This window comes from Marinococcus sp. LNSP9103-4 (assembly GCF_056034345.1).
In genome coordinates, this window is record NZ_JBQLIA010000001.1 from 151,575 (window position 1) to 174,357 (window position 22,783).

The 22,783-nt window shown below is 48.6% G+C and carries 26 protein-coding genes and 1 riboswitch; of the genes, 7 read left to right on the forward strand and 19 right to left on the reverse strand.

The features are described 5' to 3' along the window. Window positions 1–9: 9 nt before the first annotated feature. The 8 genes from ACTRXG_RS00755 to ACTRXG_RS00790 all read right to left on the reverse strand — a co-directional run bounded on the left by ACTRXG_RS00755 (window position 10) and on the right by ACTRXG_RS00790 (window position 7,931). On the reverse strand, window positions 10–1,089 hold the full coding sequence (locus ACTRXG_RS00755) for a Gfo/Idh/MocA family protein (RefSeq protein ID WP_474283582.1): 1,080 nt from the start codon (window positions 1,087–1,089) through the stop codon (window positions 10–12). Window positions 1,090–1,160: 71 nt separating this feature from the next. Continuing rightward, window positions 1,161–1,979 carry a sugar phosphate isomerase/epimerase family protein gene (locus tag ACTRXG_RS00760; protein WP_474283584.1) on the reverse strand — a complete coding sequence of 273 codons (819 nt, stop codon included), beginning with the start codon at window positions 1,977–1,979 and terminating at the stop codon, window positions 1,161–1,163. After that, window positions 1,979–3,163 (reverse strand): dihydrodipicolinate synthase family protein, encoded by a 1,185-nt coding sequence (locus tag ACTRXG_RS00765; protein ID WP_474283587.1) that lies wholly within the window; start codon window positions 3,161–3,163, stop codon window positions 1,979–1,981. The genes ACTRXG_RS00760 and ACTRXG_RS00765 overlap by 1 nt, the downstream gene beginning before the upstream one ends. A 13-nt stretch (window positions 3,164–3,176) precedes the next feature. Beyond that, complete coding sequence (locus tag ACTRXG_RS00770) at window positions 3,177–4,328, reverse strand: Gfo/Idh/MocA family protein (protein WP_474283589.1); 1,152 nt, start codon at window positions 4,326–4,328, stop codon at window positions 3,177–3,179. A gap of 109 nt (window positions 4,329–4,437) precedes the next feature. Then, entirely contained in the window at window positions 4,438–5,259 is an 822-nt protein-coding gene (locus tag ACTRXG_RS00775) for an AraC family transcriptional regulator (RefSeq protein WP_474283591.1), read from the reverse strand. A gap of 130 nt (window positions 5,260–5,389) precedes the next feature. Next, window positions 5,390–5,764, reverse strand: a complete 375-nt coding sequence (locus ACTRXG_RS00780; RefSeq protein ID WP_474283593.1) for a PH domain-containing protein — start codon at window positions 5,762–5,764, stop codon at window positions 5,390–5,392. Window positions 5,765–5,824: 60 nt separating this feature from the next. Then, complete coding sequence (locus tag ACTRXG_RS00785) at window positions 5,825–7,042, reverse strand: ABC transporter permease (RefSeq protein WP_474283769.1); 1,218 nt, start codon at window positions 7,040–7,042, stop codon at window positions 5,825–5,827. Further along, window positions 7,035–7,931, reverse strand: coding sequence for an ABC transporter ATP-binding protein (locus ACTRXG_RS00790; protein WP_474283596.1), 897 nt, complete (start codon window positions 7,929–7,931; stop codon window positions 7,035–7,037). Before ACTRXG_RS00790 ends, ACTRXG_RS00785 begins: the two co-directional genes overlap by 8 nt. 255 nt (window positions 7,932–8,186) lie before the next feature. Here ACTRXG_RS00790 and ACTRXG_RS00795 point away from each other — a divergent pair, with 255 nt between their 5' ends. Then, window positions 8,187–9,374 carry an MFS transporter gene (locus tag ACTRXG_RS00795; RefSeq protein ID WP_474283598.1) on the forward strand — a complete coding sequence of 396 codons (1,188 nt, stop codon included), beginning with the start codon at window positions 8,187–8,189 and terminating at the stop codon, window positions 9,372–9,374. 36 nt (window positions 9,375–9,410) lie between these two features. Here ACTRXG_RS00795 and ACTRXG_RS00800 read toward each other — a convergent pair whose 3' ends face one another. After that, window positions 9,411–9,761 carry a fluoride efflux transporter FluC gene (locus ACTRXG_RS00800; RefSeq protein WP_474283600.1) on the reverse strand — a complete coding sequence of 117 codons (351 nt, stop codon included), beginning with the start codon at window positions 9,759–9,761 and terminating at the stop codon, window positions 9,411–9,413. Continuing rightward, window positions 9,761–10,135 carry a fluoride efflux transporter CrcB gene (gene crcB, locus ACTRXG_RS00805; RefSeq protein WP_474283602.1) on the reverse strand — a complete coding sequence of 125 codons (375 nt, stop codon included), beginning with the start codon at window positions 10,133–10,135 and terminating at the stop codon, window positions 9,761–9,763. The genes ACTRXG_RS00800 and crcB overlap by 1 nt, the downstream gene beginning before the upstream one ends. Window positions 10,136–10,187: 52 nt before the next feature. Then, window positions 10,188–10,251, reverse strand: a riboswitch (Fluoride riboswitch). A gap of 42 nt (window positions 10,252–10,293) precedes the next feature. Between crcB and ACTRXG_RS00810 the strand changes: the two genes are divergently transcribed. Together ACTRXG_RS00810 and ACTRXG_RS00815 are read left to right on the forward strand one after the other, a co-directional pair. Beyond that, entirely contained in the window at window positions 10,294–10,614 is a 321-nt protein-coding gene (locus ACTRXG_RS00810) for a hypothetical protein (protein WP_474283604.1), read from the forward strand. Between the two features lie 19 nt (window positions 10,615–10,633). Then, on the forward strand, window positions 10,634–10,996 hold the full coding sequence (locus tag ACTRXG_RS00815) for a DoxX family protein (RefSeq protein WP_474283606.1): 363 nt from the start codon (window positions 10,634–10,636) through the stop codon (window positions 10,994–10,996). Between the two features lie 49 nt (window positions 10,997–11,045). Here the strand turns inward: ACTRXG_RS00815 and ACTRXG_RS00820 are convergent, their stop codons facing one another. The 5 genes from ACTRXG_RS00820 to ACTRXG_RS00840 form a co-directional block, all read right to left on the reverse strand. Further along, complete coding sequence (locus ACTRXG_RS00820) at window positions 11,046–11,654, reverse strand: VanZ family protein (protein WP_474283608.1); 609 nt, start codon at window positions 11,652–11,654, stop codon at window positions 11,046–11,048. 123 nt (window positions 11,655–11,777) lie between these two features. After that, window positions 11,778–13,766 (reverse strand): penicillin-binding transpeptidase domain-containing protein, encoded by a 1,989-nt coding sequence (locus ACTRXG_RS00825; protein WP_474283610.1) that lies wholly within the window; start codon window positions 13,764–13,766, stop codon window positions 11,778–11,780. 68 nt (window positions 13,767–13,834) lie between these two features. Then, window positions 13,835–14,155 (reverse strand): YrhK family protein, encoded by a 321-nt coding sequence (locus tag ACTRXG_RS00830; RefSeq protein WP_474261021.1) that lies wholly within the window; start codon window positions 14,153–14,155, stop codon window positions 13,835–13,837. An 83-nt stretch (window positions 14,156–14,238) separates the two neighbouring features. Next, window positions 14,239–14,448: a hypothetical protein gene (locus ACTRXG_RS00835; RefSeq protein ID WP_474283612.1), complete on the reverse strand. Its 210-nt coding sequence runs from the start codon at window positions 14,446–14,448 to the stop codon at window positions 14,239–14,241. 40 nt (window positions 14,449–14,488) lie between these two features. Beyond that, window positions 14,489–15,229, reverse strand: a complete 741-nt coding sequence (locus tag ACTRXG_RS00840) for an alpha/beta hydrolase (protein ID WP_474283614.1) — start codon at window positions 15,227–15,229, stop codon at window positions 14,489–14,491. 188 nt (window positions 15,230–15,417) lie between these two features. Between ACTRXG_RS00840 and ACTRXG_RS00845 the strand changes: the two genes are divergently transcribed. Continuing rightward, window positions 15,418–16,227, forward strand: a complete 810-nt coding sequence (locus tag ACTRXG_RS00845; RefSeq protein WP_474283616.1) for an alpha/beta fold hydrolase — start codon at window positions 15,418–15,420, stop codon at window positions 16,225–16,227. A gap of 40 nt (window positions 16,228–16,267) precedes the next feature. On the opposite strand, the gene ACTRXG_RS00850 is transcribed toward ACTRXG_RS00845, so the two are convergent. Both ACTRXG_RS00850 and ACTRXG_RS00855 read right to left on the reverse strand, forming a co-directional pair. After that, window positions 16,268–17,122 carry an NmrA family NAD(P)-binding protein gene (locus ACTRXG_RS00850; RefSeq protein WP_474283618.1) on the reverse strand — a complete coding sequence of 285 codons (855 nt, stop codon included), beginning with the start codon at window positions 17,120–17,122 and terminating at the stop codon, window positions 16,268–16,270. Between the two features lie 12 nt (window positions 17,123–17,134). Next, window positions 17,135–17,464 carry a tRNA-binding protein gene (locus tag ACTRXG_RS00855; protein WP_474261017.1) on the reverse strand — a complete coding sequence of 110 codons (330 nt, stop codon included), beginning with the start codon at window positions 17,462–17,464 and terminating at the stop codon, window positions 17,135–17,137. A gap of 115 nt (window positions 17,465–17,579) precedes the next feature. Here ACTRXG_RS00855 and ACTRXG_RS00860 point away from each other — a divergent pair, with 115 nt between their 5' ends. Continuing rightward, a complete protein-coding gene (locus tag ACTRXG_RS00860; RefSeq protein WP_474283620.1) occupies window positions 17,580–17,963 on the forward strand; it encodes a hypothetical protein in 384 nt (127 codons plus the stop codon). Between the two features lie 237 nt (window positions 17,964–18,200). Next, entirely contained in the window at window positions 18,201–18,941 is a 741-nt protein-coding gene (locus ACTRXG_RS00865; RefSeq protein WP_022793291.1) for an SDR family oxidoreductase, read from the forward strand. 47 nt (window positions 18,942–18,988) lie between these two features. Here the strand turns inward: ACTRXG_RS00865 and ACTRXG_RS00870 are convergent, their stop codons facing one another. Next, window positions 18,989–19,675, reverse strand: coding sequence for a YqjF family protein (locus tag ACTRXG_RS00870; protein ID WP_474283622.1), 687 nt, complete (start codon window positions 19,673–19,675; stop codon window positions 18,989–18,991). Between the two features lie 172 nt (window positions 19,676–19,847). Here ACTRXG_RS00870 and ACTRXG_RS00875 point away from each other — a divergent pair, with 172 nt between their 5' ends. Next, window positions 19,848–20,138, forward strand: a complete 291-nt coding sequence (locus tag ACTRXG_RS00875) for a hypothetical protein (RefSeq protein ID WP_474261015.1) — start codon at window positions 19,848–19,850, stop codon at window positions 20,136–20,138. 46 nt (window positions 20,139–20,184) lie between these two features. On the opposite strand, the gene ACTRXG_RS00880 is transcribed toward ACTRXG_RS00875, so the two are convergent. Further along, entirely contained in the window at window positions 20,185–22,737 is a 2,553-nt protein-coding gene (locus ACTRXG_RS00880) for a YfhO family protein (protein WP_474283624.1), read from the reverse strand. Between the last annotated feature and the right edge of the window lie 46 nt (window positions 22,738–22,783).

A 22,783-nucleotide genomic window follows, 5' to 3' on the forward strand; every position in this document is an offset into this window, starting at 1 on the left:
AACCTCCTGCTACCTTTTAATCTTCACTGCCTGCTTTTGTGCCTGCAGGCTCAGCTCCGCCGCTTTAAACGCATGCTTCTGCGGCATGGCTGTTGCTGTGCCGTGCACTACGTCCTTTGCCAGCCGGAAAAAGTAAGGAAATCCTACCTTACCTTCTACATCAAATTTTCTTTCGCCGCCCTGGTTAACCAGGTACAGCCGCTCGCCGCGCGAGCTGTCTGTAAGGTCCACGTATTTTCTGAGTTCTATATACCCTTCTGTGCCCAGAATAATTGTCCGTCCGTCCCCCCAGTTGCTGAGGCCGTCCGGGGTAAACCAGTCAACGCGAAAATAGTGTACCGCTCCGTTATCTCCCCGGAAATGGGCGTCGCCGTAATCCTCAAATTCCGGGTGCTCCGGGTGCGCCATATTTGCTGCTGTACTGCTGAGCACCTCTGCGTCCCGGGCACCGCTGAACCAGAGAAACTGTTCAATTTGGTGGCTGCCAATGTCGCATACAATGCCCCCGGTTGGCTCCTTCTGAAAAAACCATTCCGGGCGCGAATTTATATTCAACCGGTGCGGACCAGTTCCAAGCACCTGAATGACTTCTCCAATCGTCCCCTGCTCAATCAGCTGCTCGGCAAAGCCGGCGCACTCCACCTGCAGCCGTTCACTGTAAAAAACGGCCCAGTTCAGTCCTGTGGCTTTCGTTTTTTCCTCCGCCTGCTGCAGCTGTTCGAGAGTCGTAAAAGGGGCCTTAGCGGAAAAGTAATGTTTGCCATGATCCATCACCTTGAGGCCAAGCGGTCCTCTTTCTGCAGGAATGGCGGCGCTTGCCACCAGATTTACTCCCCCGTCCTGCAGAATCTGCGAAAGTGATGCTGCCGCTTCTGCTTCCGGAAAGCTCTGCTGAAATATACGCACCTTTTCCGGATCGTTGTCCCAGACCCATTTGATTGCCGCACCAGCGCTTTTCATCCCATGGCACATGGCATAAATATGGCCGTGCTCAAGACCAGCAGCGGCCATCGTCAACGCTCCTTCTTCCACAGCACTCTCTACGTGGTGCATCGGCTCAAAATTCGTGTGTTCGGACGGCTTCGACATTAAAATATCTCTCCTTCTACGCTGTAACATACGACAATAGCGGCAAGCCTTACGGCCCCGCTATTATCGGTTTAAACATAGGTATGATAAGCTTCTTTCATCTGCTTTAAGGTTTGCTCCCCAGGCTGGTCCCAGATGGCCTGATTGATAATTTCCACCTCTATCGGTCCATTGTAGCCCTGTTTTTCAACCGCCTGGCGGATGCGTGGAATATCAATGACGCCTTCCCCCATCATACTGCGGCCCTTGAACATATCCGGCAGTGGCACACTCCAGTCCGACACGTGAAAGCCCAAAATGGTTTCACCGGCGCGTTCAATTTCACCGTACAAAAATGGATCCCACCAGACGTGGAATACGTCCACGACGACGCCAAGATGGCTGCTGCCCACCTGCTGCTGAAGCTGATTGGCTTCTCCGAGAGTGGTAATTACCGAACGATCCGCCGCATACATCGGATGGAGCGGTTCAATTCCAAGCTTCACCTCGTGCTGCTCTGCAAATGGAAGGACTGCTTCAATCCCTTCACGCACCCATTCCCTGCTCTGGATAAGATCTTTATCCGGAGAGGGCCCGCATACGAGTACCAATACGTCAGTTCCGAGTTCGGCAGCCTCCTCCACCGCCCGTTTATTGTCATCGATGCGCCGGCTGCGTTCTTCCTTCTCAGCGGCTGGAAACATTCCGCCCCGGCAAACACTTGAGACCTGCAGGCCATTGGCGTCGATTATTTTTTTGCTTTCCTTTAAGCCTATTTCCTGTATTTTGTGCCGCCATACGGAAATCCAGGGGATGTCCTGGCTGGCGCATCCTTCGGCGGCCTCCTTCAGCGACCAGTTTTCCGTAGTGATCTGATTCAGGCTTAGACGATTCATATCAGGAGATGTCATTATTTATAAACCTCCTTTGCCTGAAGCCCGGCAAGCTCAAGTACCGGCTTCATGCGTGCTGCAGCAAGCTCCGGATCCCGGAACACCCTGGCTTCGTCGGCCAGGCGGAATAATTCGCTTAAATGAAACACGGAGCGGGCACTTTCAGCACCGGCAATCATACGGAAGTGCGGCTGATGGCCATTCAAATAAGCCAGGAACACCACGCCGGTTTTATAAGCAAATGTCGGGTGCTGAAAAATGTGACGGGCAAGCGGAACAGTCGGATCCATAATTTCGTGATATTTCTTCATATTACCTGCATCGAGTTCCTTCAGTGCAGATGCTGCTGCCGGGGCGATCGCATCAAAAATACCAAGCAGCGCATGGCTGTATCCCTGCTCGTCTCCTTCAATCAGACTCGGATAATTAAAGTCATCACCGGTATACATTCTAACGCTTTCCGGCAGCCTCCGACGCATCTCGATTTCTTTTTGATCATCCAGAAGCGAAATTTTGATGCCCTCGATTTTGTCTGCATGCGTATGAAGCACACGCAAGCACACTTCCATTGCTTCATCGACATTGTCTGAGCCCCAGTAACCGGCAAGATTCGGATCAAACATATCTCCGAGCCAGTGCAATATCACCGGTTCCTTTACCTGCCTCAGAATTTTGCCGTAGACGTATTCATAATCCTCTGCTGACGAGGCCGCTCTGGCAAGAGCCCGGCTGGCCATCATAATAATTTTGCTTCCGGCCTGCTCCACAAAGGAGCACTGCTCTTCGTACGCTTTCACCACATCGTCAATGGTAACATCCGGCCCGGGCTCCAGATGATCGGTGCCGGTTCCGCTGGCCATGTTTCCGCCCACACTCTTAGCTTCCCGGACCGAGCGGGTGATCAGTTCTTTAGCGTCTTCCCAGACCAGACCCATGCCCCTTTGAGCGGTGTCCATCGCTTCTGCCACTGAGAGACCGAGAGACCAAAGGTAATGGCGGTATTCCATCGTTTTATCCCAGTCAATTGCAGGATGGCGGACCGGATCGCTGCTTCCAAACGGATCCGCTGTTACGTGCACGGCGGAGTAAGCTACTCTGGAAGTGAATTCGTTTTTCGAAGGAGCCGGCAGCGCTTCTGTCTGCGTCAAGTCATACCGATACGTGCTGCCGTCTGCCTTCGGTAAATAAATATAGTTAGTCATCAGCTGCGCCTCCTTATATATTCAGCTCCGGTACATCCAGCCAGCGTCGCTCTTGAGATGACTGCAGGCCAAGATCGGCCAGCTGCATCCCTTTCGCTCCTTCAAGAAGATCCCACGGGAAAGCTTCGTCCTGATGAACGTGCTTTAAAAACATTTCCCACTGGATTTTAAACGCATTTTCAAACAGCTGGTTGTCCGGTACTTCTTCCCACTGATTCTGAAAATCGATCGTGTTTTCAAGGTCAGGATTCCATACAGGCTTTGGTGTGTTCACCCGGTGCTGGGTCTTACAGTTTCTAAGACCGGATACAGCGCTGCCTTCGGTCCCATCCACCTGAATTGTCAGCAGGTCATCACGGTCGACCCGCACTGCCCACGAGGAATTGATTTGAGCTGTGATGCCGCCTTCAAGCTCCATCGTTGCATAGGCAGCGTCATCTGCTGTTGCCTTATACGTATTACCTTCCTCATCCACACGCTCCGGAATATGCGTTTTAACCGAAGCAGAAACCGATTGTACCGAGCCGAATAATTCATCAAGCACGTAGCGCCAGTGCGGGAACATGTCTACTACGATACCGCCGTCTTCTTCTTTTTTATAGTTCCAGGACGGGCGCTGGGACTCCTGCCAGCCGCCTTCAAACACCCAGTAGCCGAACTCCATGCGGACCGAGAGTATTTCCCCGAAAAATCCGGAATCGATCAGCCTTTTCAGCTTCAATACCCCCGGTAGAAAGAGCTTGTCCTGCACGACCCCGTTTTTAACTCCTGCTTCTTTAGCCAGACGAGCCAATTCAAGTGCATCTTCCATCGAAGTGGCTGTCGGTTTTTCACAGTAAATGTGTTTGCCGGCCTCAATCGCCCGTTTAATGCCTTCAGCACGTCTGGATGTCGTCTGCGAATCAAAGTAAATAACATTATGTTCGTCTGCAAGTGCTTCATCCAGGCTGGTCGTCCATCGTGCAATACCATGCTCTTCCGCAAGCGCTTTCAATTTTTCTTCGTTTCTGCCTACTAAAATAGGGTCCGGCATGATGTATTCACCCTTATCAATCTCGACGCCTCCCTGTGCACGGATAGCTGCAATCGAGCGGATAAGGTGCTGCCTCGTCCCCATTCTTCCGGTTACCCCGTTCATAATAATCCCAATAGTATGTTCTGCCATCTTGATCCTGCTCCTCTCTAGACTGATTACTAACCAGTCTAGAGATAAATGTATGCGCTGTCTTATTAGTTACAGACGTTTATTCTCAGATTCGGAAATGATTTAGCCTTCAGCCCTGAGTCCCTTCCCTGTTTCTCTGAGTCGTCCGGTACATGTTCGGCGGGACGCCAACATGTTTTTTGAATAAACGATAGAACGTGGATAACGATTCGAACCCTACTTCAAAGCAGATTGATACTATGTCTTTATCGCTTTCCACCAGCAGCTGTTTGACGAGTCCGAGGCGGACCTCGGTCAAATACTGCATCGGTGTTCGTTCGTAGTATTCTTTAAAGATTGTCTGCATATACCGCTTACTCATTCCCATCCGACTCGCAATGTCTTCTGCGCTTTCAATATCGTAATAGCGCGTATCAATATACTGCCGGAGGCGTTCAACCCGCAGTTTATTTGTATCTCCCGGCCCTGCCTCCTGATTGGAGCGGGCGAGTGTGCAAAGAAGCTCAGCAATATGGATTTTAAGCGCCATCTGCCAAAGCTGATCGCCATGTGACTGCTCATAAAGCATTTTCCGCATAATCTGCCGGAGCTCACTGCTGTCAATAGCGCTGAAGGACTGCACACGCGCCGTACCAAAAACGTTTGGAATCAGCTGTGTACGTACGTCCTGGCTGATCTTCCCAGCATCAAATTCAAGCACAAGCACCGTCATATGTGAATCCGCACGGATGGAATGCTTCGTTTTTGGAGGTACAATAAGAAAAGAGTCTGCTGTAATATCATACACATGTTCATCCAGTTCGCAGGCCCCGTCTCCGTCAAGAACATACAACAGCTGATGGGTTTCATGCGCGTGCGTAGCTACCGTGTCTTTTTCTTTATGCTTACTTTCATATAACGAAATAACTGCCGACTGATCCTTCTTCTGCATGATGGGCCTCCATCTTTTTGAAAATTTGATAATGTTTGATTTGTGTGGATTCACTTTTGTTCATCATACCATATGTACTTTTCTGTTTTAAAAATAATCCGGATGCCCAAATGGCACCCGGAAACCTCTATTACAGCACGTACTTACTCAGTGCACGCTGGACATCGAAAATATTATCATCGTTTCGGAAGGTCTTGGCTACGGGCTCTGCAGTGCTACCCACCCATATTTTTAATTCACTGTCCAAATCAAACGTGCCGGCAGTTTCTACGCTGTAGTGGGTGATGCCCCGGTAAGGAACCGTGTGGTATTCCACCTTTTTCCCGGTGACTCCCTGCTTGTCGATCATAATCAGACGTTTGTTTGTAAATACCATTAAATCCCGATACAGTTTAAAAGCACTTTCTACCTGTTCGCCTGCCGTTAACCATTCCCGAAGTTCTTCCTCTATCTTTTTTGAATCCGCTTCAGAGGCGTTTCCCATCAGTGCATCAAACAATCCCATAGTACGATCGTCTCCTTTTCCAGTATGCATAAGATGAATAGATGCTGCACCTTTAGTGTATCACTTTCTCCGGGCAAGTTCCCGTGCCTGCCTGACCCTTCTGCTAAATGAATCGCCGCTGTAAACGAGGACACTTCCACGGTAAAGACGAACGCTGAACCAGGCCGCCGCTGCCACCAGAGCAAGAGTGAGGCCGATGCTCAGGCCCATCTGCCACCACGGAACGTCTAATGCATTCGTTCTCACAAACATTGTAAACGGAGTGAAAAAAGGAATGAAGGAACTCGCAGTCACGAAAATATTCCCCGGAGCAGCGAGTCCGAAGTTTGACAGAACAAATGCCCCTACGAGCAGGAATGTCAGCGGCTGACTGAAGTTCTGGACTTCTTCCGTTTTGGCTGCCATCGATCCGACCATTGCGTACAGCGTTCCGTAAAGGACGATGCCAAGAAGCAGGAACACGACGGCATATATCCATGTGGAAACAGCGGCTCCGCCAGCCGAGCTGATAAGCGAAGTGATATCATCGAGCCCGGCCGCGTTCACATAAATTACGGCTGTTACCGCCACGAGGGCCATTTGGAAAAGCCAGATGGCTGATACTCCGAATGCCCGGCCGAACAAATGCTGAACCGGCGACGCACTCGAAATAAGAATTTCCATCACGCGCTGCTCTTTATCCTTGGCAATCTGCATCGCGATCATAATTCCGCACATCAGCGAATAAATATAAATGATAAAAACAACCGCGTAGGACAGAAGATTAAACCCTTCTTCGGAGGAAGACCCCCCGCTCCCCTCTGTGCTTTCTGCAATCTGCACAGGTGCGGTAATATTTTGGACCTCTTCCCCTGTGATACCGAGTTCTTCTGCGTATTGAGAGACATGTGCCTGCTGAATTCCGGCGGAAAGGGCGCGAGCAGTGTCCCCCGTCTCTTCATCGGTATACAAATTTCCATTATACCCGTTTCCGCTGTTTTCAAAGATCAGGTAGCCGTCTGTTCCCCCGTTTTCCCATGCATTTTCTGCCTGCGCTTCCTGTTCATAAGGCAGAAGCTCTATACCAGCCGCTTCCCCCGGCACCTGAAGAGAGTCACTGTCATTGACGACAGCCAGGCTGCTGATATCAGCTTCCCCGTCTCCAAAAAAGTCGATAATTCTGGGCAGACTCAGGGCAATAAGCACAACAAAGAGCATAACCGCCGTTGATACAATAAATGATTTGGCGCCTGCCCGTACGCGGAATGTATGAGCAAAGATTCTCCACGTATTACGCATCGCTTTCACCTATTTTCTCTTTGAAAATCTCTTCGAGCGACGGGGGCTCCATCCGGAAGATGCGTACGTCTCCATATGTAAAAAGCTGCTGTAGAATATCCTGGGATCTTGCTTTTGTGTCCGTATAGATGTGCATTTTTTCCCCGGCGGCACGCACCTCCCGGACCCCTTCCCACATCCTGACCTCTTCCGGCGGGCAGGAAGCTTCAGCGACAATCCGGTTATGATCCATGCGTTCCTTGATTTCCCCGAGGCGTCCGCTCAAAACATCTCTGCCTTTTTTAAGCATAACGAGCTTGTCGCAGATCTCTTCCACGTGCTCCATGCGATGACTCGAAAAAATGATAGTTACTCCGTCCCGGCGCAGGTTCTGAATGGCTTCCTTTAAGATATCTGTATTCACCGGATCGAGCCCGCTGAACGGTTCATCAAGGATAAGAAAATCTGGACGGTGGACGAGTGCAGCGATCAGTTGAAATTTTTGCTGATTGCCCTTCGAGAGCGTATTTAATTTCTGTTTCTTTTCCTTTTCAAGCTCAAACACTTCGAGCCAGTATGCCATCGAAGTCTTTGCTTCCTTCTTATTCATGTTTTTCAGGCCAGCCAGAAACTGCAGCTGCTGCTCCACCTGTTCTTCCGCAAACAACCCCCGCTCTTCCGGCAGGTAGCCGACCTGCTCAAGCGGCAGATGATGGACTTTTTTGCCATCCCATTCCATTGTTCCGTCTGTACGCTCCATCAGACCGAGCAGCATACGGAACGTAGTCGTTTTTCCAGCTCCGTTCTGACCAATCAAATCGAGACTTTCTCCAGGCTGAATGGAAAAAGAAAGCTCATCAACAGCCTGCTTTTCTAAAAACCGCTTCGATAAATGATTTACTTCAAGCATATACGACCTCCTCCGGGTATGAAAACTTCTCTTCTATGATAAACAATATAACATCCATTTTATACCACAAATTCCCAAATAATCTTTTTCGAAGGCAGCCCCTGGCATTAAAAGGTTCGACAAAAAAAGCCTGTTCCCTTTGTCCTTGTTTATTGAAATTAAAGGTAAGCGCTTATCTTTCAGATGGAATTGGTTTATGATGGAAGCAGCTGTTTTTTACGAAAATGATTGATTTTTTACATAAGGATGATAGCTATGACCATTACAAAGCGTGATCACGCGCTGTTTTTAACTGCGGTTTTTTGTTTCTGGTTCGCGACCTATGTATACGTACCGGTATTTAGCCTGTATTTGGAAAACAGCAATTTCACCTACACGGCTATCGGTATTATTCTCGGTGCCTACGGGGCAACACAGGTGCTGTTACGCTATCCACTCGGCATTCTTTCTGATGCTCTAAAGGGGCTGTTGAAAAAACTGCTGATTGTTGGATTTGTCAGCGGATTCGTCAGCGGCGTGCTGCTCGTCTTATCTGATTCTTTTGCAGCAGTTTTTACCGCCCGGCTGCTTGCCGGGGTAACCGCCTCGATGTGGGTAATGGCGACAATTATGTATTCCCGTTACTTTTCTCCTGACCAGTCTTCGAGAGCGATGGGCATCCTGCAGCTTTTAACGGTTTTCACCCAGTTTATCAGCATGATGTTCAGCGGGTACCTGGCTGATTTATTCGGGTTTACAGCGCTGTTCTGGATTGCTGCAGTTTTTTCTCTTATCGGCATTGGATTTACGCTGTTCACAAAAGAAATTCCGGTACAAAGCAAAACCGGGCCGTTGAAAATTCGTTCTTTAATCAGCCGTACTCTTCGTCTGCATGACCTGCGCTGGATTACGTGCGCGAGCTTTATCGGTCATTCTATTATTTTCATGACCATTTTCGGCTTCACCCCGCTGTATGCTTCTTCGATAGGCGCTACCGAGCGGACACTGGTTATTATTTTTATCGCCTTTTTTGTTCCACACCTTTTAGCTTCTCTGTTTTTATCTTTTTACACCGTGTCGGTCCGTATGCACAAGCCGCTCCTTTACGGCTCCTTTCTCACAGGGGCAGCAGCGCTTGTGTGGATGCCGTCGACCGCGTCTTTATGGGAGCTTAGCATGAACCAGGCAGTGCTTGGACTCGCCCTTGGAATTGTGCTGCCCCTGCTTTTGGGAATGGTCGTCCAGGTGAGCCCCGGGCCGCTGAAAGCAAGCGCAATGGGATTTTACCAGTCGTTTTACGCTGCCGGAATTCTGCTCGGCCCGGTTGTCGCAGGCTCTGTCGCCGAACAGCTCTCCCTTTCGAGTGTTTTTTATTTCGGGGCACTGCTTGCACTCGCTGGGCTTTTCATTACCCGGCTGATTCGTTTTCAAGTTCAAACAGAAGGGGAAAATTCCCCGGGATGAATAATAAGCCGTTTCCTGCCCGGGAAACGGCTTTTTTCACCCTAATAAATATCCGGCAGCTGCCGCCAAAATCCCCAGCGCATAGCTTCCAACTCCGTATAATAAAGCATTTCTTCCTTCTCCCGCTTCTATTTTTTGGATGATTTCCATATTAAAGGTGGAAAACGTCGTAAAGGCACCTAAAAAACCGATGCCAATGCCCGCTGTTTCTGTAATCCCGGCTTCACGGGCCACGATCAGGCCGAGAACAAACGACCCCGATACATTCACAAACATCGTGCCAAATGGCAGTACCCGGTGCCATCCGTTCTCTTTGGACCACGACACCAGAGCGGCACGGGCAGCAGCACCGATGGCTCCTCCAAGAGCGACAAGCAGCCATGTCATCAGCTTCTCCTCCTTCCTGCGCGGTAACCAATACCTGCAGTTACAAGTCCGCCTGCAGCACTGACCAAAACGTAAATCCCTGCTGCAAGCAACGCCTCGTTTTCGATTAACTGAATGGTTTCCACACTGAATGTTGAAAAGGTGGTAAAGGCACCAATAACTCCCGTGCCTACTACAGCCTCCCACATAGACGGCCATGCTTTTCGCTGTATAATTTTTGAGGTAAACCATCCAAGTAAAAAACACCCGGCAATGTTTGCCGCCATTGTTCCCCACGGAAATACACCCGGAGCCGCTGCAAACAATCGGTCTACAAGGTAACGCAGCAAACTGCCCACTGCCCCGCCAACTGCCATCCATACGTACAGTCTCATCTCTTTTCCTCCTTATTTAACGCAAAAAATCCTGTCTGCACACGTATCCCGTGGACAGACAGGAGTCATCAGCTCTTTTCAGAGCGGTTTCGGCGAACTCCATCGCCATCATTTCTGCACCAGTATACCATAATCCTACACTCAGGATTGATATTTTTATGAACAGGGAAAACAAAAAATCAGGGGGCGTGGTCGCTATGTTTATTGTCTTTCAGTTTATTTTAGTTTTTCCTTTTCTGCTGCTGCTTTTCGTTGCTCTGATGATCGGTTTGAAAGAAGACATCCGTACCTTAACCTTTACCAGGCAGCAGGTAGAAGAAGACACCTCCGGCATCATGTTCGTCTTCCATGCATTCGAAAAACGGGTATACGAATGGACAAACTCCCTATCCCCTCTCTGGCAGAACATTGTCCGCCGCCTCGTTTTTCTCGTCCTCGCTCTTCTTTGTGCAGGTTGCATTTATCTCATTTTATTTTAATACAGAAAGGATACTTATCATGGAACGATGGCTTCTTGCAGCAATTCTTCTTCCTGCCGGCATTCTGCATTTTACTTCACCGGAAAAATTCGAACGTATTCTGCCGCCAAAAGCCCCCTGGAGAAGGGCCGTAGTGTATGGATCCGGAGCAGCAGAACTAGTTTTAGGTACAGCTTTTACAGTGCGGAAATGGAGTAAATACGCCGGCAGACCAGCAGCCATCTTTTTTATACTTATTTTTCCGGCTAATGTGTATATGGCTGTCAACAAGATTCCTTTGCGTCCAAACGGCAGAGCCTATCCGCTTTTATACTGGCTGCGCCTTCCTTTACAGCTGCCGTTGGTTCAATGGGCACTTGCATGCAGCAGAAATGAACGCTGATATAAAGAAGAAGCCGCCGTCTCCCAAAAGAAGAACGGCGGCTTTTCATTTACAGTTTTTTAGCCGTCGCCGAGCGATCCCTCGGAGCAATGGCAGGTGGGAGTATCGGTTTGTTCTGCTTTCTTCGCATACGCCGGTAATACTTAAATATGACGTAGCCTATCATCGCACCGATCGTATTCAAGATGATCGAATCAATATCAGCCACTCTCGTCGGGTAACCGATAATTAAGTTAATGCCAAACTCCATCAGCTGTATGGAAAAGGATAAAAGCGTACCAATGGCAAAAGCCCAGATAAAGTGAATGTCATCACTGATCAGTATGCCAAAAAAGATTGGCAGCAGCAGGTACAGCAAAATCTGCCCTCCTATTACCCCTAACCATGTGCCTTCCTGAAACGACTCTACAATCGTATAGAATGGTAGAAACTGATAATATTCCCCCAGCTGAAGGCCGGGGCCGAGCGTTCCTTCATAAGGTGCCGGAATCAATGTAAAACGAACAATCGTTGCCAGGTAGATCATAAATACCGCAGCCAGAATTTTTCGTCCTATCGGGTCATGGCTGCGCCGGAACCAGAAAAACAAAAATGTTATTACAATCAAAATCAAACCAATGGTGATCCATAAAAACGGATCAATAAACAGTCCTGTCATTCTTTCACTCCCCTCGTCTGACGTACAAAGAAATCCTTTTTATGCAATACCCGTAATTCGCCTGATATATGAGAAAACAACTAAATTTTTTCTTTGCATATCCATGACAATTCGGTGAACCGATTATTCTTCAAACAGCGGCTTGGTCTGCTCTACCACATATTCGCTGCCGCCACGGTCCTCAACGTTTTGAATCATCGAAGTAATTAATAAGTCCTCCTCTTCATTATCGTACGCCACAAACCAGCCGTTTTCCGTTCCTTCCTCTTCACCGGCCTGCTTCAGCTCCGCCGTACCGGTTTTGCCTGAAATCGAAATATTTTCATTCACAGGCTCATACGCAGAGCCACGATCATCCTCCACGACGCCTTCAAGCCCTTCCTGAATCGTTGAAATGCCGCTTTCAGGTACAACGTTTTCCTCCCAGACTTCCCGCTCAGAAGAAGCGAGCAGCTGCGGGGCAAGCATGTCCCCCTCGTTCGTAAAGGCTGTAAATGCCGAAGCCAGATGAACCGGAGACATCTGCATCTGCCCCTGGCCGTAGCCGGTGTCAGCAAGCAGCACTTCAGAATCGAGACCGTCCGAAGCAATCGTCGACTCCCCTATTGGAAAATCATATGGAATCTCCTGATTAAAACCGAATCCTTCCAAACCAGTGGTGAAATCTTCTGCTCCAGTATTCAACGCTGTGCGCGCAAAATAAATATTATCCGACGTAATTAACGCCTCGCGCAGGTTCACCTCACTCAATGCATCGTCCACCCGGGTCACTGAATAGCCGCCCCAGGAGCTGTCAGGCTGCCACTCAAGGCCTTCGATTGTCATTTCTTCATCCGGGGTAATAGCTTCATTACTCAGACCAACCGAAGCGGTAATAGGCTTCACCGTTGAACCAGGAGCGTACGTGCTGTTGAATTTAGCAGCACGCGGACGGTTCTCGCTGTCATTGAAATCATTCAGCTCATCTTCCGGCCAGCCGTAAATGTAATTGTTTGGGTTGTAGGAAGGGGCACTGACCAGTGCCAGCGTATCGCCGTTCTGCGGATTTAGTGCTGCCGTAGCTCCCACATCCTCCTCTATCTGCTCGTAGGCACGCTCCTGCAGCGACGTATCGATGGTCGTCTCCACATCTTCCCCGGCGACCGCTTCTTCCTCTGCAATCACGTCGTCCTCCGAAGTAGAGATCAGCATGCCCGGCTCACCGCGCAGCCGGTCTTCATACACATATTCAAGCCCGGCCTTGCCAATTTCGGACGACTGTGTATACGTGCCGCCCCGTTCTTCAAGCTCTTCTCCTGAGATATTTCCAGTATAGCCTGTTAAATGAGCAGCGGCCTCCTGTTCCGGATAATACCGCTGGTTTCCGACTTCAGAAAGCTGGACCCCTGGAAGATCCTCCACTGCTGACGCTGCTTCTTCATCATCAGGAGAGAGGGTCTTTACCGGCACCGAGCTCTCGTCTGAAACCCAGTCCTGCTCGAGCGCCCCGGTAATATCCTCTTCCGGCATATCCAGTTCTTCTGCAATAGTGGAAATGGTATCATCCTGCTCTTCTCCCATACTGCCAGGCACCATACTTACTCTGGTCGTTTCCACATTCGTTGCAAGCGGATCACCGCCTTCCGCCAGAATTTCTCCGCGTTCCGGCTCCGTCCGTTCTACATTTACCGTTTCTTCCCATCCCAGTTCTTCAAATATGTACGAAGGAGACCAGTCCAGCTGCCATTCCTCTCCGTCGTCCTCTGTCTCTTCAAGCACCCAGGAAGCTTCCTTTTCAAAGGCAACATCGCCTGCACTCGTCGTCATGCTTACGGAGAAAGGGAGCGTTGTTTCTTCTTCCCCCTCAGCGTCTTCACCGGCCTCGCCGTTCTGAATATTCAGTTCTTCAGCATTTGTATCCTCGTAAATTGTTTCGTGCCGGTTAATAAACGTTTCTTCGTCAATCTGCTCGCGAGCCTCTGAGCTTAAATACCCGTACATTTCTTCGAAATTTTGGTTGTTCCATGCGTCCGTAAATTCCTGCATTTTGTCCTCCGCACTCTCGCGGTTATTGCAGGCACTGAGCCCTCCAAGGAGGACTATAGCGCCCGCTGCTGCAGCCGTCTTTTTCATCTTTCCCCTCCGTTCTCCGTTTCTACAGCCATATTTTAACATAAGTCAGTTTCAGGCGCCGGGTTCGGCTACAGCTTATAGGAACGACTCCCCTTCCGAACACGGACAGCCCGTGCACCCTGCTTTCCGGCATACTCTTTTCTCTGTTTTCTCACTCTGGTTACATGAACCTGGTGAGCTAGAGCTATGACCGGACGAATAAACATCTGAAGGCTCCCGATCACAAACAGCCAGGTACCGTAAAATGTGGTCGTCTCTGAGAAAAATAAAAAGCTGCCGACTAAAAAAACGAGGGCAAGCAGCAGGTCATTGATATGATAAATCAGCTGATATACTTTCGTCACACGCAGCTCATAGCCGCCAAATACGAGGTCAATATTTTTTCCCAACGTTTTTCACTCCTTTTTTACTCCTCCTGATTCCCTCCCTCCCGCCTCCATAACATAAAAATCACCCGCCACAGCGCAGGTGATTAAATATAGAGCGAGAGAAACCATGTAAAAGCAAGAAAACCTGTCAGTATAAATCCGTTACGAACAATTTTTGCCTGGCGTGCATTTTTATTTTCACTTCTGCTGAACCTTCCTCGTCGATGCACCCAAAAAAGCGTCAGATAAAAGATCAGACAGAAAATAACAACCGCTGGCATTAGTATGGACCGAAAGAAAAACTCTGCTTCCATTCCCAGTTCCTCCATGTGTGCCTTTTCTCTTACTATACTGCTAATACAGGGGCGGAAACAACCATGTACAGGCTGCAGGAAACTGGGAAATGAAATACTTTCTGTCATGCATAGCCTTCGGTTTTATATGGAGCGCCACCTGATTTTCGAGCTGCTTTCGGAGAAGTTCATACATCATCTGCGTTCTCGGCACCATGTAGGGTTCAATAAGCGGCTGCCCGCTCCCTTCCCACTCTCCCACATACAGATATACGTAATGGCGCAGGGTAAGAGAGAGTCTATCTTTAATAAAAGACCCCATCCCTTCATACCAGAGCGAAGCAGAAATCAGGCCAACCTTGTGGAACACGTGGGGATACAGATCGGCAATATAAATTGACACAAGCCCTCCAAGTGAAGCTCCAATCAACCCGGTATGTGAAGCCTCTGTTCTCACCCGGTATTTTTCGTTAATATACGGACGGATGCCATTAGTCAGTATGTATGCGTATTCTGTACCGAGACCCTTAAAATCCGGATGGTGCAGAGAGAGCGCCTTTGAAGGCCACGGTGTGTATTCATGAATACGGCTTTTCGGTTCCACACCGATCATTACTACCGGCTGCATATATCCCGCTTCCATCAGAGCCTCCCACACACTGCCCGATTCCCGGAATAAATATGCCCCGTCCTGAACATAAATAACAGGATAACGCTTCTGCTTGTTCCGGTGGTAATCCGGAGGCAGGTATACATATACATCGCGGTCCATAATCTGATGATGAGTGATTGTTCCTCTCATGACCTGCCCCCTTTCTGCTGCATTTTTCCCATTACTTCTTTTTTACCGGTGTCTTTTATCTCATTAGCAACAGGTTAATTGAAAAAGATTATCATTGTCAAATAAAGCGCACAGAGTTTACCACGAAGACAAAAAGGGTATTTTATTTTATCTTATATATTTAGCCAGTGAAGGAGGATTTGCTTAGAATGGGACATTATGTAGCTGTAGAAGAAGATGTGCATATCTATGTGGAGGATATCGGTGAAGGAACGCCGGTTGTTTTTATACACGGCTGGCCGGTCAATCACAAAATGTACGAATACCAGATCAATGAGCTGCCGAAGCACGGATACCGGTTTATCGGCATCGACCTCCGGGGGTACGGCCAGTCCGACAAGCCGTGGAACGGGTATGATTACAATCAGATGGCTGATGATGTTAAGGGAGTCATTGACGCCATGGGGCTCGACAGCTTTGTCCTGGCCGGTTTTTCCATGGGAGGCCCGCTCGCCCTTCGCTACATGGCCCGGCATCAGCAGCAGGGAGTTTCTAAACTGCTTCTGCTTGCGCCGGCGGCTCCAAGCTTCACGCAGCGGGAAAACTTTCCGTACGGCATGGAGAAAAAAGACGTGGATGGCATCATTGATAACCTGAACACCGACCGTCCGAAAATGCTCGAGGATTTCGGAGGCATGTTCTTTGGCAGTGACGATGTTTCTGATGTATTTAAAACCTGGTTCCACGGTCTGGGGATGGAAGCCGGCAGCTATTCGACGATCCATTCAGCAGAAGCGCTGCGGGATGAAGATTCCTTTGAGGATCTTTCTTCCATCACGGTCCCTGCCGAAAGCTTTCACGGAAAAAACGACCAGATCTGCCCGTATGAATTTTCCAGCGAGCTTCAGAAAGGAATCAAAGACCTGAAGGTTGTTCCTTTCGAAAACAGCGGCCATGGCCTGTTTGTAGATGAAAAAGAAAAGTTCAACCAGGAGCTGCTCCGTTTTCTCAAAGAGTAGTACAACGATCAAAGGACACGCAGGCAGCGTGTCCTTTTTTCTATAATAAGTGACGCTCGAGGTATGACCGCAGCATTTCCGGCGGCTTTCCAGTGAGTCTCTCCACATCCGAAGTAACCTCTCCCATTAATCCCATCGAGGCCGCTTCATACAGAGAAGCGTTCACACTCCCAAAGCCGGAGCCGTCATCGTATGTCTGGGCAAATTCCTGCACCCCCATCGGTTCATAACGAATACGTTCTCCTGTAATGTTGGAAAGCAGCTCACACAATTCCTCCATCGTATACGCCTGTATCCCGGTCAGCGTATAAACACCTTCGTGTCTTTCAGGTGCTGCAGCTACAGCAGCTATAGCCTTAGCCAGATCCCTTCTTGAAATAAAGGAAATAGCTCCTCTTCCTGCAGGATAAGGCAGCCTTTTGGTCCGAACCAGTTCCTCCGTGTAAGAAATCAGCGGGTCGGCATACACTCCGTTGCGAATAATCGTTCCGGCCATTCGGCTCATCGCAATACGCCGCACAGCATAGCCGAAAAATGGGCTCATATGGAAGGGGTTGTTCCAATGGTCTGCCGTGAATCCGATAAACATAAACTGCTTTACTCCAGCCTGTTCCGCCGCTTCAACAGAAGTCTGAAATTCTTTGATCCGCTGTTCGGATGGGTGCGTAATGCTCGGGATGTAAAGCACAACATCCGCATTGTGAAAAGCCGCCGCCTGTTCGTCAAACGAATAGTAATCCATTTTTTCTATGTTAATATTCTGCTCTCTGAACACCCCTGCTTTTTCGGGACTCCGCACTCCCAGAGTCACCTGTTCCTTTGGGACAAGTTCAAGCAGTTCTTCCGTTACTTTTTCCCCGAGCTGTCCCGTGGCTCCCGTAATAACGTATTTCATACCTTCACCCTCTCAGCCGATTTTTTCTCCGGTCTTCGTTTCGTGATCTGTTTGCAGAAGAGTCACCCCTTCGTCCGTATAAACGCCCAAAATTAAGCATTCTGAAGTGAATGAAGCAATTTTCATTGGAGGAAGATTCACAATACCAATCACTTTTTTCCCTTCCAGGTCATTTATTTCATATAAATCTGTAATTTGAGCACTGGACTGCTTCACTCCCACTTCTTCTCCAAAATCCACCCACGCCTTATACGCCGGCTTTTTCGCCTCTGGAAATTCTTTTATCTGTACAATCTTTCCTACTCTGATATCCAGGTCGTGAAAATTTTCAATAGAAGCCATCGAAATACCCTTCCTTTCTTTACTTTGATTATGTATCATCGTATCATAAGCGGTTATATTATTTGTAATATCCTGGCATATTTTTGGCCGGGAAACTCATTCGAGGTGAATTGACGTGCGGCGTTTTCTAACATTTTTGCTCGGAATTATTTTAGGTGCCGCCATGAATATACCTATTATCAGCATCGCTCGCTTTTCTGCTGAATTGCTTACCGGGCAGGGGTACTGGCTGATCGGCATCGGGGCCCCGGTTGTCCTGTGGCTTGTATTTAACCTTCCATTCATTCAATGGTTCGCTGCTTTTGCTGTGCGCTGGAGGTGGATGAACCGTATCGGCATTGGCCTGCTGATGATCGGTGTAGTCACTATGTTCCAGCTGAACAGCGGTGAATTGTTCTGGTATTACATAGAAATTGGAGTCATCATGGCCGCTTCCCTCTGTCTTTTGGTACAGATTATTTTCACTCCGAAGAAAAGACCCCCACATGTGAAGTCGTAAGCTTCCGGCAGATAGCCGGGAGTTTTTTAATACTCGAACAGAAAAAAAATTGTCCGGCAGAGCCCCCGGGATTTCCCTGGCATGGACTTCTCACAATATATTTTCGCCTTCTTAGAAAAAATTGGATGATTGAATCCACACACAACGGGTATCATATATTCCGATGCCACTTATCATTTTAAAGTAACTAACGTTATGGCAGAAACAGCTTATAGAAAAAAGGAGCGATACAACGTCATGACAGAACTTCAAGGTAAAACGTTTATTATTACAGGAGCAAGCAGCGGCATCGGCAGAGCAACTGCTAAAAAGCTCGTCGAAAACGGCGCTAACGTAGCACTTGCCGCCCGCCGTCTCGAACGCTTAAACGAAATTAAAGAAGAGCTTTCCGATCAGCCTGGCGAAATCATCGTCAAAGAGACTGATGTTACTTCCCGTGAACAGATGGAAGAGCTCGGACGCGAAGCAGTAAATCACTTTGGCAAAGTATACGGCCTCTTTAACAACGCCGGCCTAATGCCGCTTTCTTTATTGAAAAACCAAAAAGTGGATGAGTGGGACCAGATGGTGGATGTAAACATTAAAGGTGTCCTTTACGGCATCAATGCTATCCTTCCACACATGATTGAAAATAATGACGGCCACATTATTTCCACATCCTCTGTAGCTGCCCACCAAATCTTCCCTGGCAGTTCCGTCTACAGTGGTACGAAGTTTGCCGTGAAGGCTATCATGATGGGCTTAGAACAGGAAGTAGCCCAAACTAACATTCGTACGACTGCCATCTCTCCAGGCGTGGTTAATACAGAGCTGACTGAAACTATTACGGATAAAGAAGTAATGGAACAGTTCGATTCAGTACTGAACGTGCAGCAGCTGAATTCAGAAGATATTGCAGAAGCAGTATACTATGCACTTACCCAGCCGGCTCACGTGGACGTCAATGAAATTGTCGTTCGCCCGGTCGATCAGCCGTAAAATCATGAACGTATTTAAGCCTCTGCTCCGTATTCGGAAGCAGAGGCTTATTTTTTTCGCAGTCTTGCGGCTCCCACGCTCACACCGGGGCTGACCATCACATGAGCGGGACGGCCGTCTGACTTCCCGAACCCACCGGCTGTAAGCAGTCCGTTTTCTTCTTCCATATACTCCCCGCGATACAGCTCCCAAGGCTCGTGTACGACGTCCCCGTACCATATCTGCCCGTTTTTGGCCGTGTAAAAACGGTACCTCTCAGCAAGCCAATTTTCGAGCGAGCCAGCTGCAGCCGGCAGCTGTTCTCCTGTCGCCCGGTACCTGGCACGAAAGCGAACGTTTCCCGATCTCCGGTGGTGATTCCAGTACGTCCAGCTTTGATGACGGCGGATTGAAAAGCGTGCCTGGTAGTACGGTATAGCAAAATTCCGTCGTGCTATCCAAACACCGAGCGGAGAAGCAGCATCTAAATTATAAAAGTAAATGCCCGGCACCCCGTCTACACGTACATACGTACGCAGGTTTAATTCCGGGAAGTTCAGGCCAGTCCGGCCTGGCAGAAAAAACGGGCGGATATCATACATTGAAAACGAAACCACCCCTACATACGCCTTCCCCCGAAACGTATCTACTTCCATACGATCCGGCAGAGTTCGGGCCACTTCACCGGGGTCTTTTTCCCAATGTGCAAACAGGGCGTCTCTCCATTTCATCCGTATCAGCTGCGGCTCTTTCATCTCTTCCCCTCTCTCTTCCTTTTCGTTTTATTCCACCCAATATACTACGGTTTGCCGCTGCTTTAAACATAAGTGGCTTCAGCTGTACTATTTTTTCCTACTTCTTATTTTCCTCTCCAACAGGGTTTATGATACATTGAAGGAGGTTTATTCTTCGTAAAGGAGCTTATATATGGAAGACGCCAGAATGAAAATGTTCAGCAGCATGCTTTTAGCCATTTCTGCATTACTTGTTATCACCACTGATATTCTTCTGATTGTTACAGCCATCGTAGTGAGCGGCGGTATTTCTTTATACGTTTATGCCGGCCTTGTTATTACCGCTCTATGGGGCGTTGGCCTGGCGGCTCATTTTAAAGCCCAGAGCCGGATAAGCTTTCTTATCTTTTTTATTTTAACGGTGCTTCTGCTGATTAATCTGTTCAGCGGCATTTTAACGGGGCCGGCAGTAGAATTTTCATAATAAAAAAAGGCCGTTCGCGCGGCCTTTTTTTATTTCCCGGGAAATATTATTTTCTTCTTTTTTTAATGCCCCATAATGCTGCTAATATAAGCGAGGCCACCGATACCGCGGTCATCCACCAGAAATAAGGCGGGTAGTACGTGAGAGAAAGGTTGTTTTCCCCTTCTTCAAGCGGAACAGCAGTAAACGCCCCGTTTGCTTTTTCAATTGGCACGCCTTCTCCGTTTACTTTAGCTCTCCAACCTTTTTCATAAGGGATTGGCATCACAGCGTACGCTTCTCCTGTATCGTTTTCAATAACTGCGTCCACTTCATTACCGTTCACGTCTACATCCCGGGCGTTCTCCTCTGCCTGGGCCTTGGCCTCATTTAATTGTTCATACGTTTCTCCATAAACGGCGAGGTCTTCAAGATGATATTCTCCTTCAGGCATCCGGATCTCTATGACGTTGGCCTCAGGATTTTCCACGCGGATCGTTAAATCATTTTCATCGGTGCGGTACAGCGAATCTCTTGCCTTGCGGGAGGTTTCAAATCCGTTGACGTTCATCCGGAAAAAACCAACGCCGGGCTCCTGGCGGAGGAGAAAATCCACGTAGTAATCCTCCACGTTTTCATCCTCCGGCACTGTAATATTGAGTCCGCCCTCTTCCCCGGTAACCGTAAGCATTTCGTTCTCGTAGGTGCCATTTACAGCTTCAACATTTTCCCTGGCAATGACAGACTCTTCCCTCGGAAATTCGGCCGCTTCGTCCGGTTCCTCGAGGATCACGCCGTTCAGCATGGCATGCTCTTTTTCAAGCGGTGCCGCTTCTTTCGCGTCTTCATAGGCGTATACCTGCCCTGTGGTCCGCACAAACGGCAGCACATTTTCATTCTGGTAAATAATATAGTCATCATTTTCTACAAACGGAGTAAACCCGTACGGTACATTTTCGTCCCCGTCCTTTTCAAGCATCGCGTATTCCCCGCGCAGCAGGCTGTAAATGTTGGCCCTTCGCCCGAAGTCCGAATAACGGCTGATGCTCTCCCGGCCAAGATCGATCTGAAGGTCATTGTAATAAAACATAAGTATTTCTTCATTTAAAATACTTGAGTATGCCCCCGCCCCGTAAAAATCCAGATAAAGCGGCGTATTCGTGCGCTGTGGGTCCTTGATCCATGTAGTTCGGGACAAAGCGTCCGGGTCCTCCTGCGAGGCTTCATCCAGCAGTTCGATTTGATCTGTGTCCATGTACTCCTCACTCATGAGAAATTCCTGCGTCGTGCCGCTCATGCTTCCGCGTTCAAAAAGTTTTTCGTACTGGTACTGGTTCGCGACCACCACGCTCGTAATAATGGCAAAAACGGCAGTAATGATTCTTTTGCCGCGTACATCCGTAACTGTTGTTACGATAAATGCCACCAGGGAAATGATGATCATACCAGGCGTCAGCCATCCGCTCCAGTGATCGATGGAAAAATCGGCATCCAATAAATAAAACAACACGTACATGCCTGTCGCAAAAATAAGCGAAGGAACGAGCTCCCGCCAGTCGAGCTTGCGGATATGCTGAATACCTGCTGCCACTGCCCCGGCAAGTAAAAACGCAGCAATATACTCAAACCGGTTCCGCGGCGCGGAAAAACCGTTAAATGCGCTCCCTATCAGCGGACTGTAATGAAATACGATAAATACAAGCGAAAGAACCGTAAACAGCACAAACCGCGGATCCTTATACAGCTGTTTCCAGACTGCAAACACTAAAAAGATAGTCGGCACAATGAGAAAACGGCTGTCGAGCAGAATATTGCTTGTATTATCAAACAATACGATCTCCTGTTCAAAGTCCGGCCGGTAATTGTTAAAGTAGCCGTAAATGCCGGCGAAAAAGCCGGTCAGGCCGATGCCGAATCCAAGCAGAGAGCTGCCCCCGAAATAAAGTATCTGTTTACCTATTTTTGTTTCTCCAGGTGTAAGTCTGATCAGCCACCTGGCCAATATATAAATACCGATAAAAATGAGTACGATATAGGAGAAGTAGAAGTTCGAAAAGACGGTAGCTGCGAGGGCAAAAATAAACAGCAGCGGTTTTTTCTCCCGAATAATTTTTTCCACGCCAAATACGAGCAGCGGGAGCCAGATAAAAGCATCCGCAAAAAATTCCCAAAATGCCGTGTGACGGAAATACATTACACACGTGGCATACAACAGGGCTCCTGTCAGGGCAGGTACACGGTCGAGCTTCATATAACGGAAGCAGGCGTATGCTAAAAAGGAAACGAGTGTCATCCGGGCCATGCTGATAAAAATGACGGCCTCCGTCCAAAAAGCGGCGTCCGGCTCACGAATCAGCCCGACCAGCTCCAGCATATACACCACGGCCATCTGAAAATAAAAGAACAGGTTCGTTGAATAATAGTAACCCAGCTGGGTAAACATACTGCCGCCAAGTCCAAGCTGAAAGGAATAAAAAAATTCACCGCTCGTGTAATGATCATACAGCAGCTGCTTAAACGGGCCCATCTGGTTCAGGCCGTCATTCGGCCCGGCCATGTACGTATCGTTGGTCCATTGGTATAAGAAAAACGCATGCGCCGCGATGACTGCCAGAATCACCGCTGCTATAACCCCCCATATATGCTTGTGCTTCAACATTCTCTCC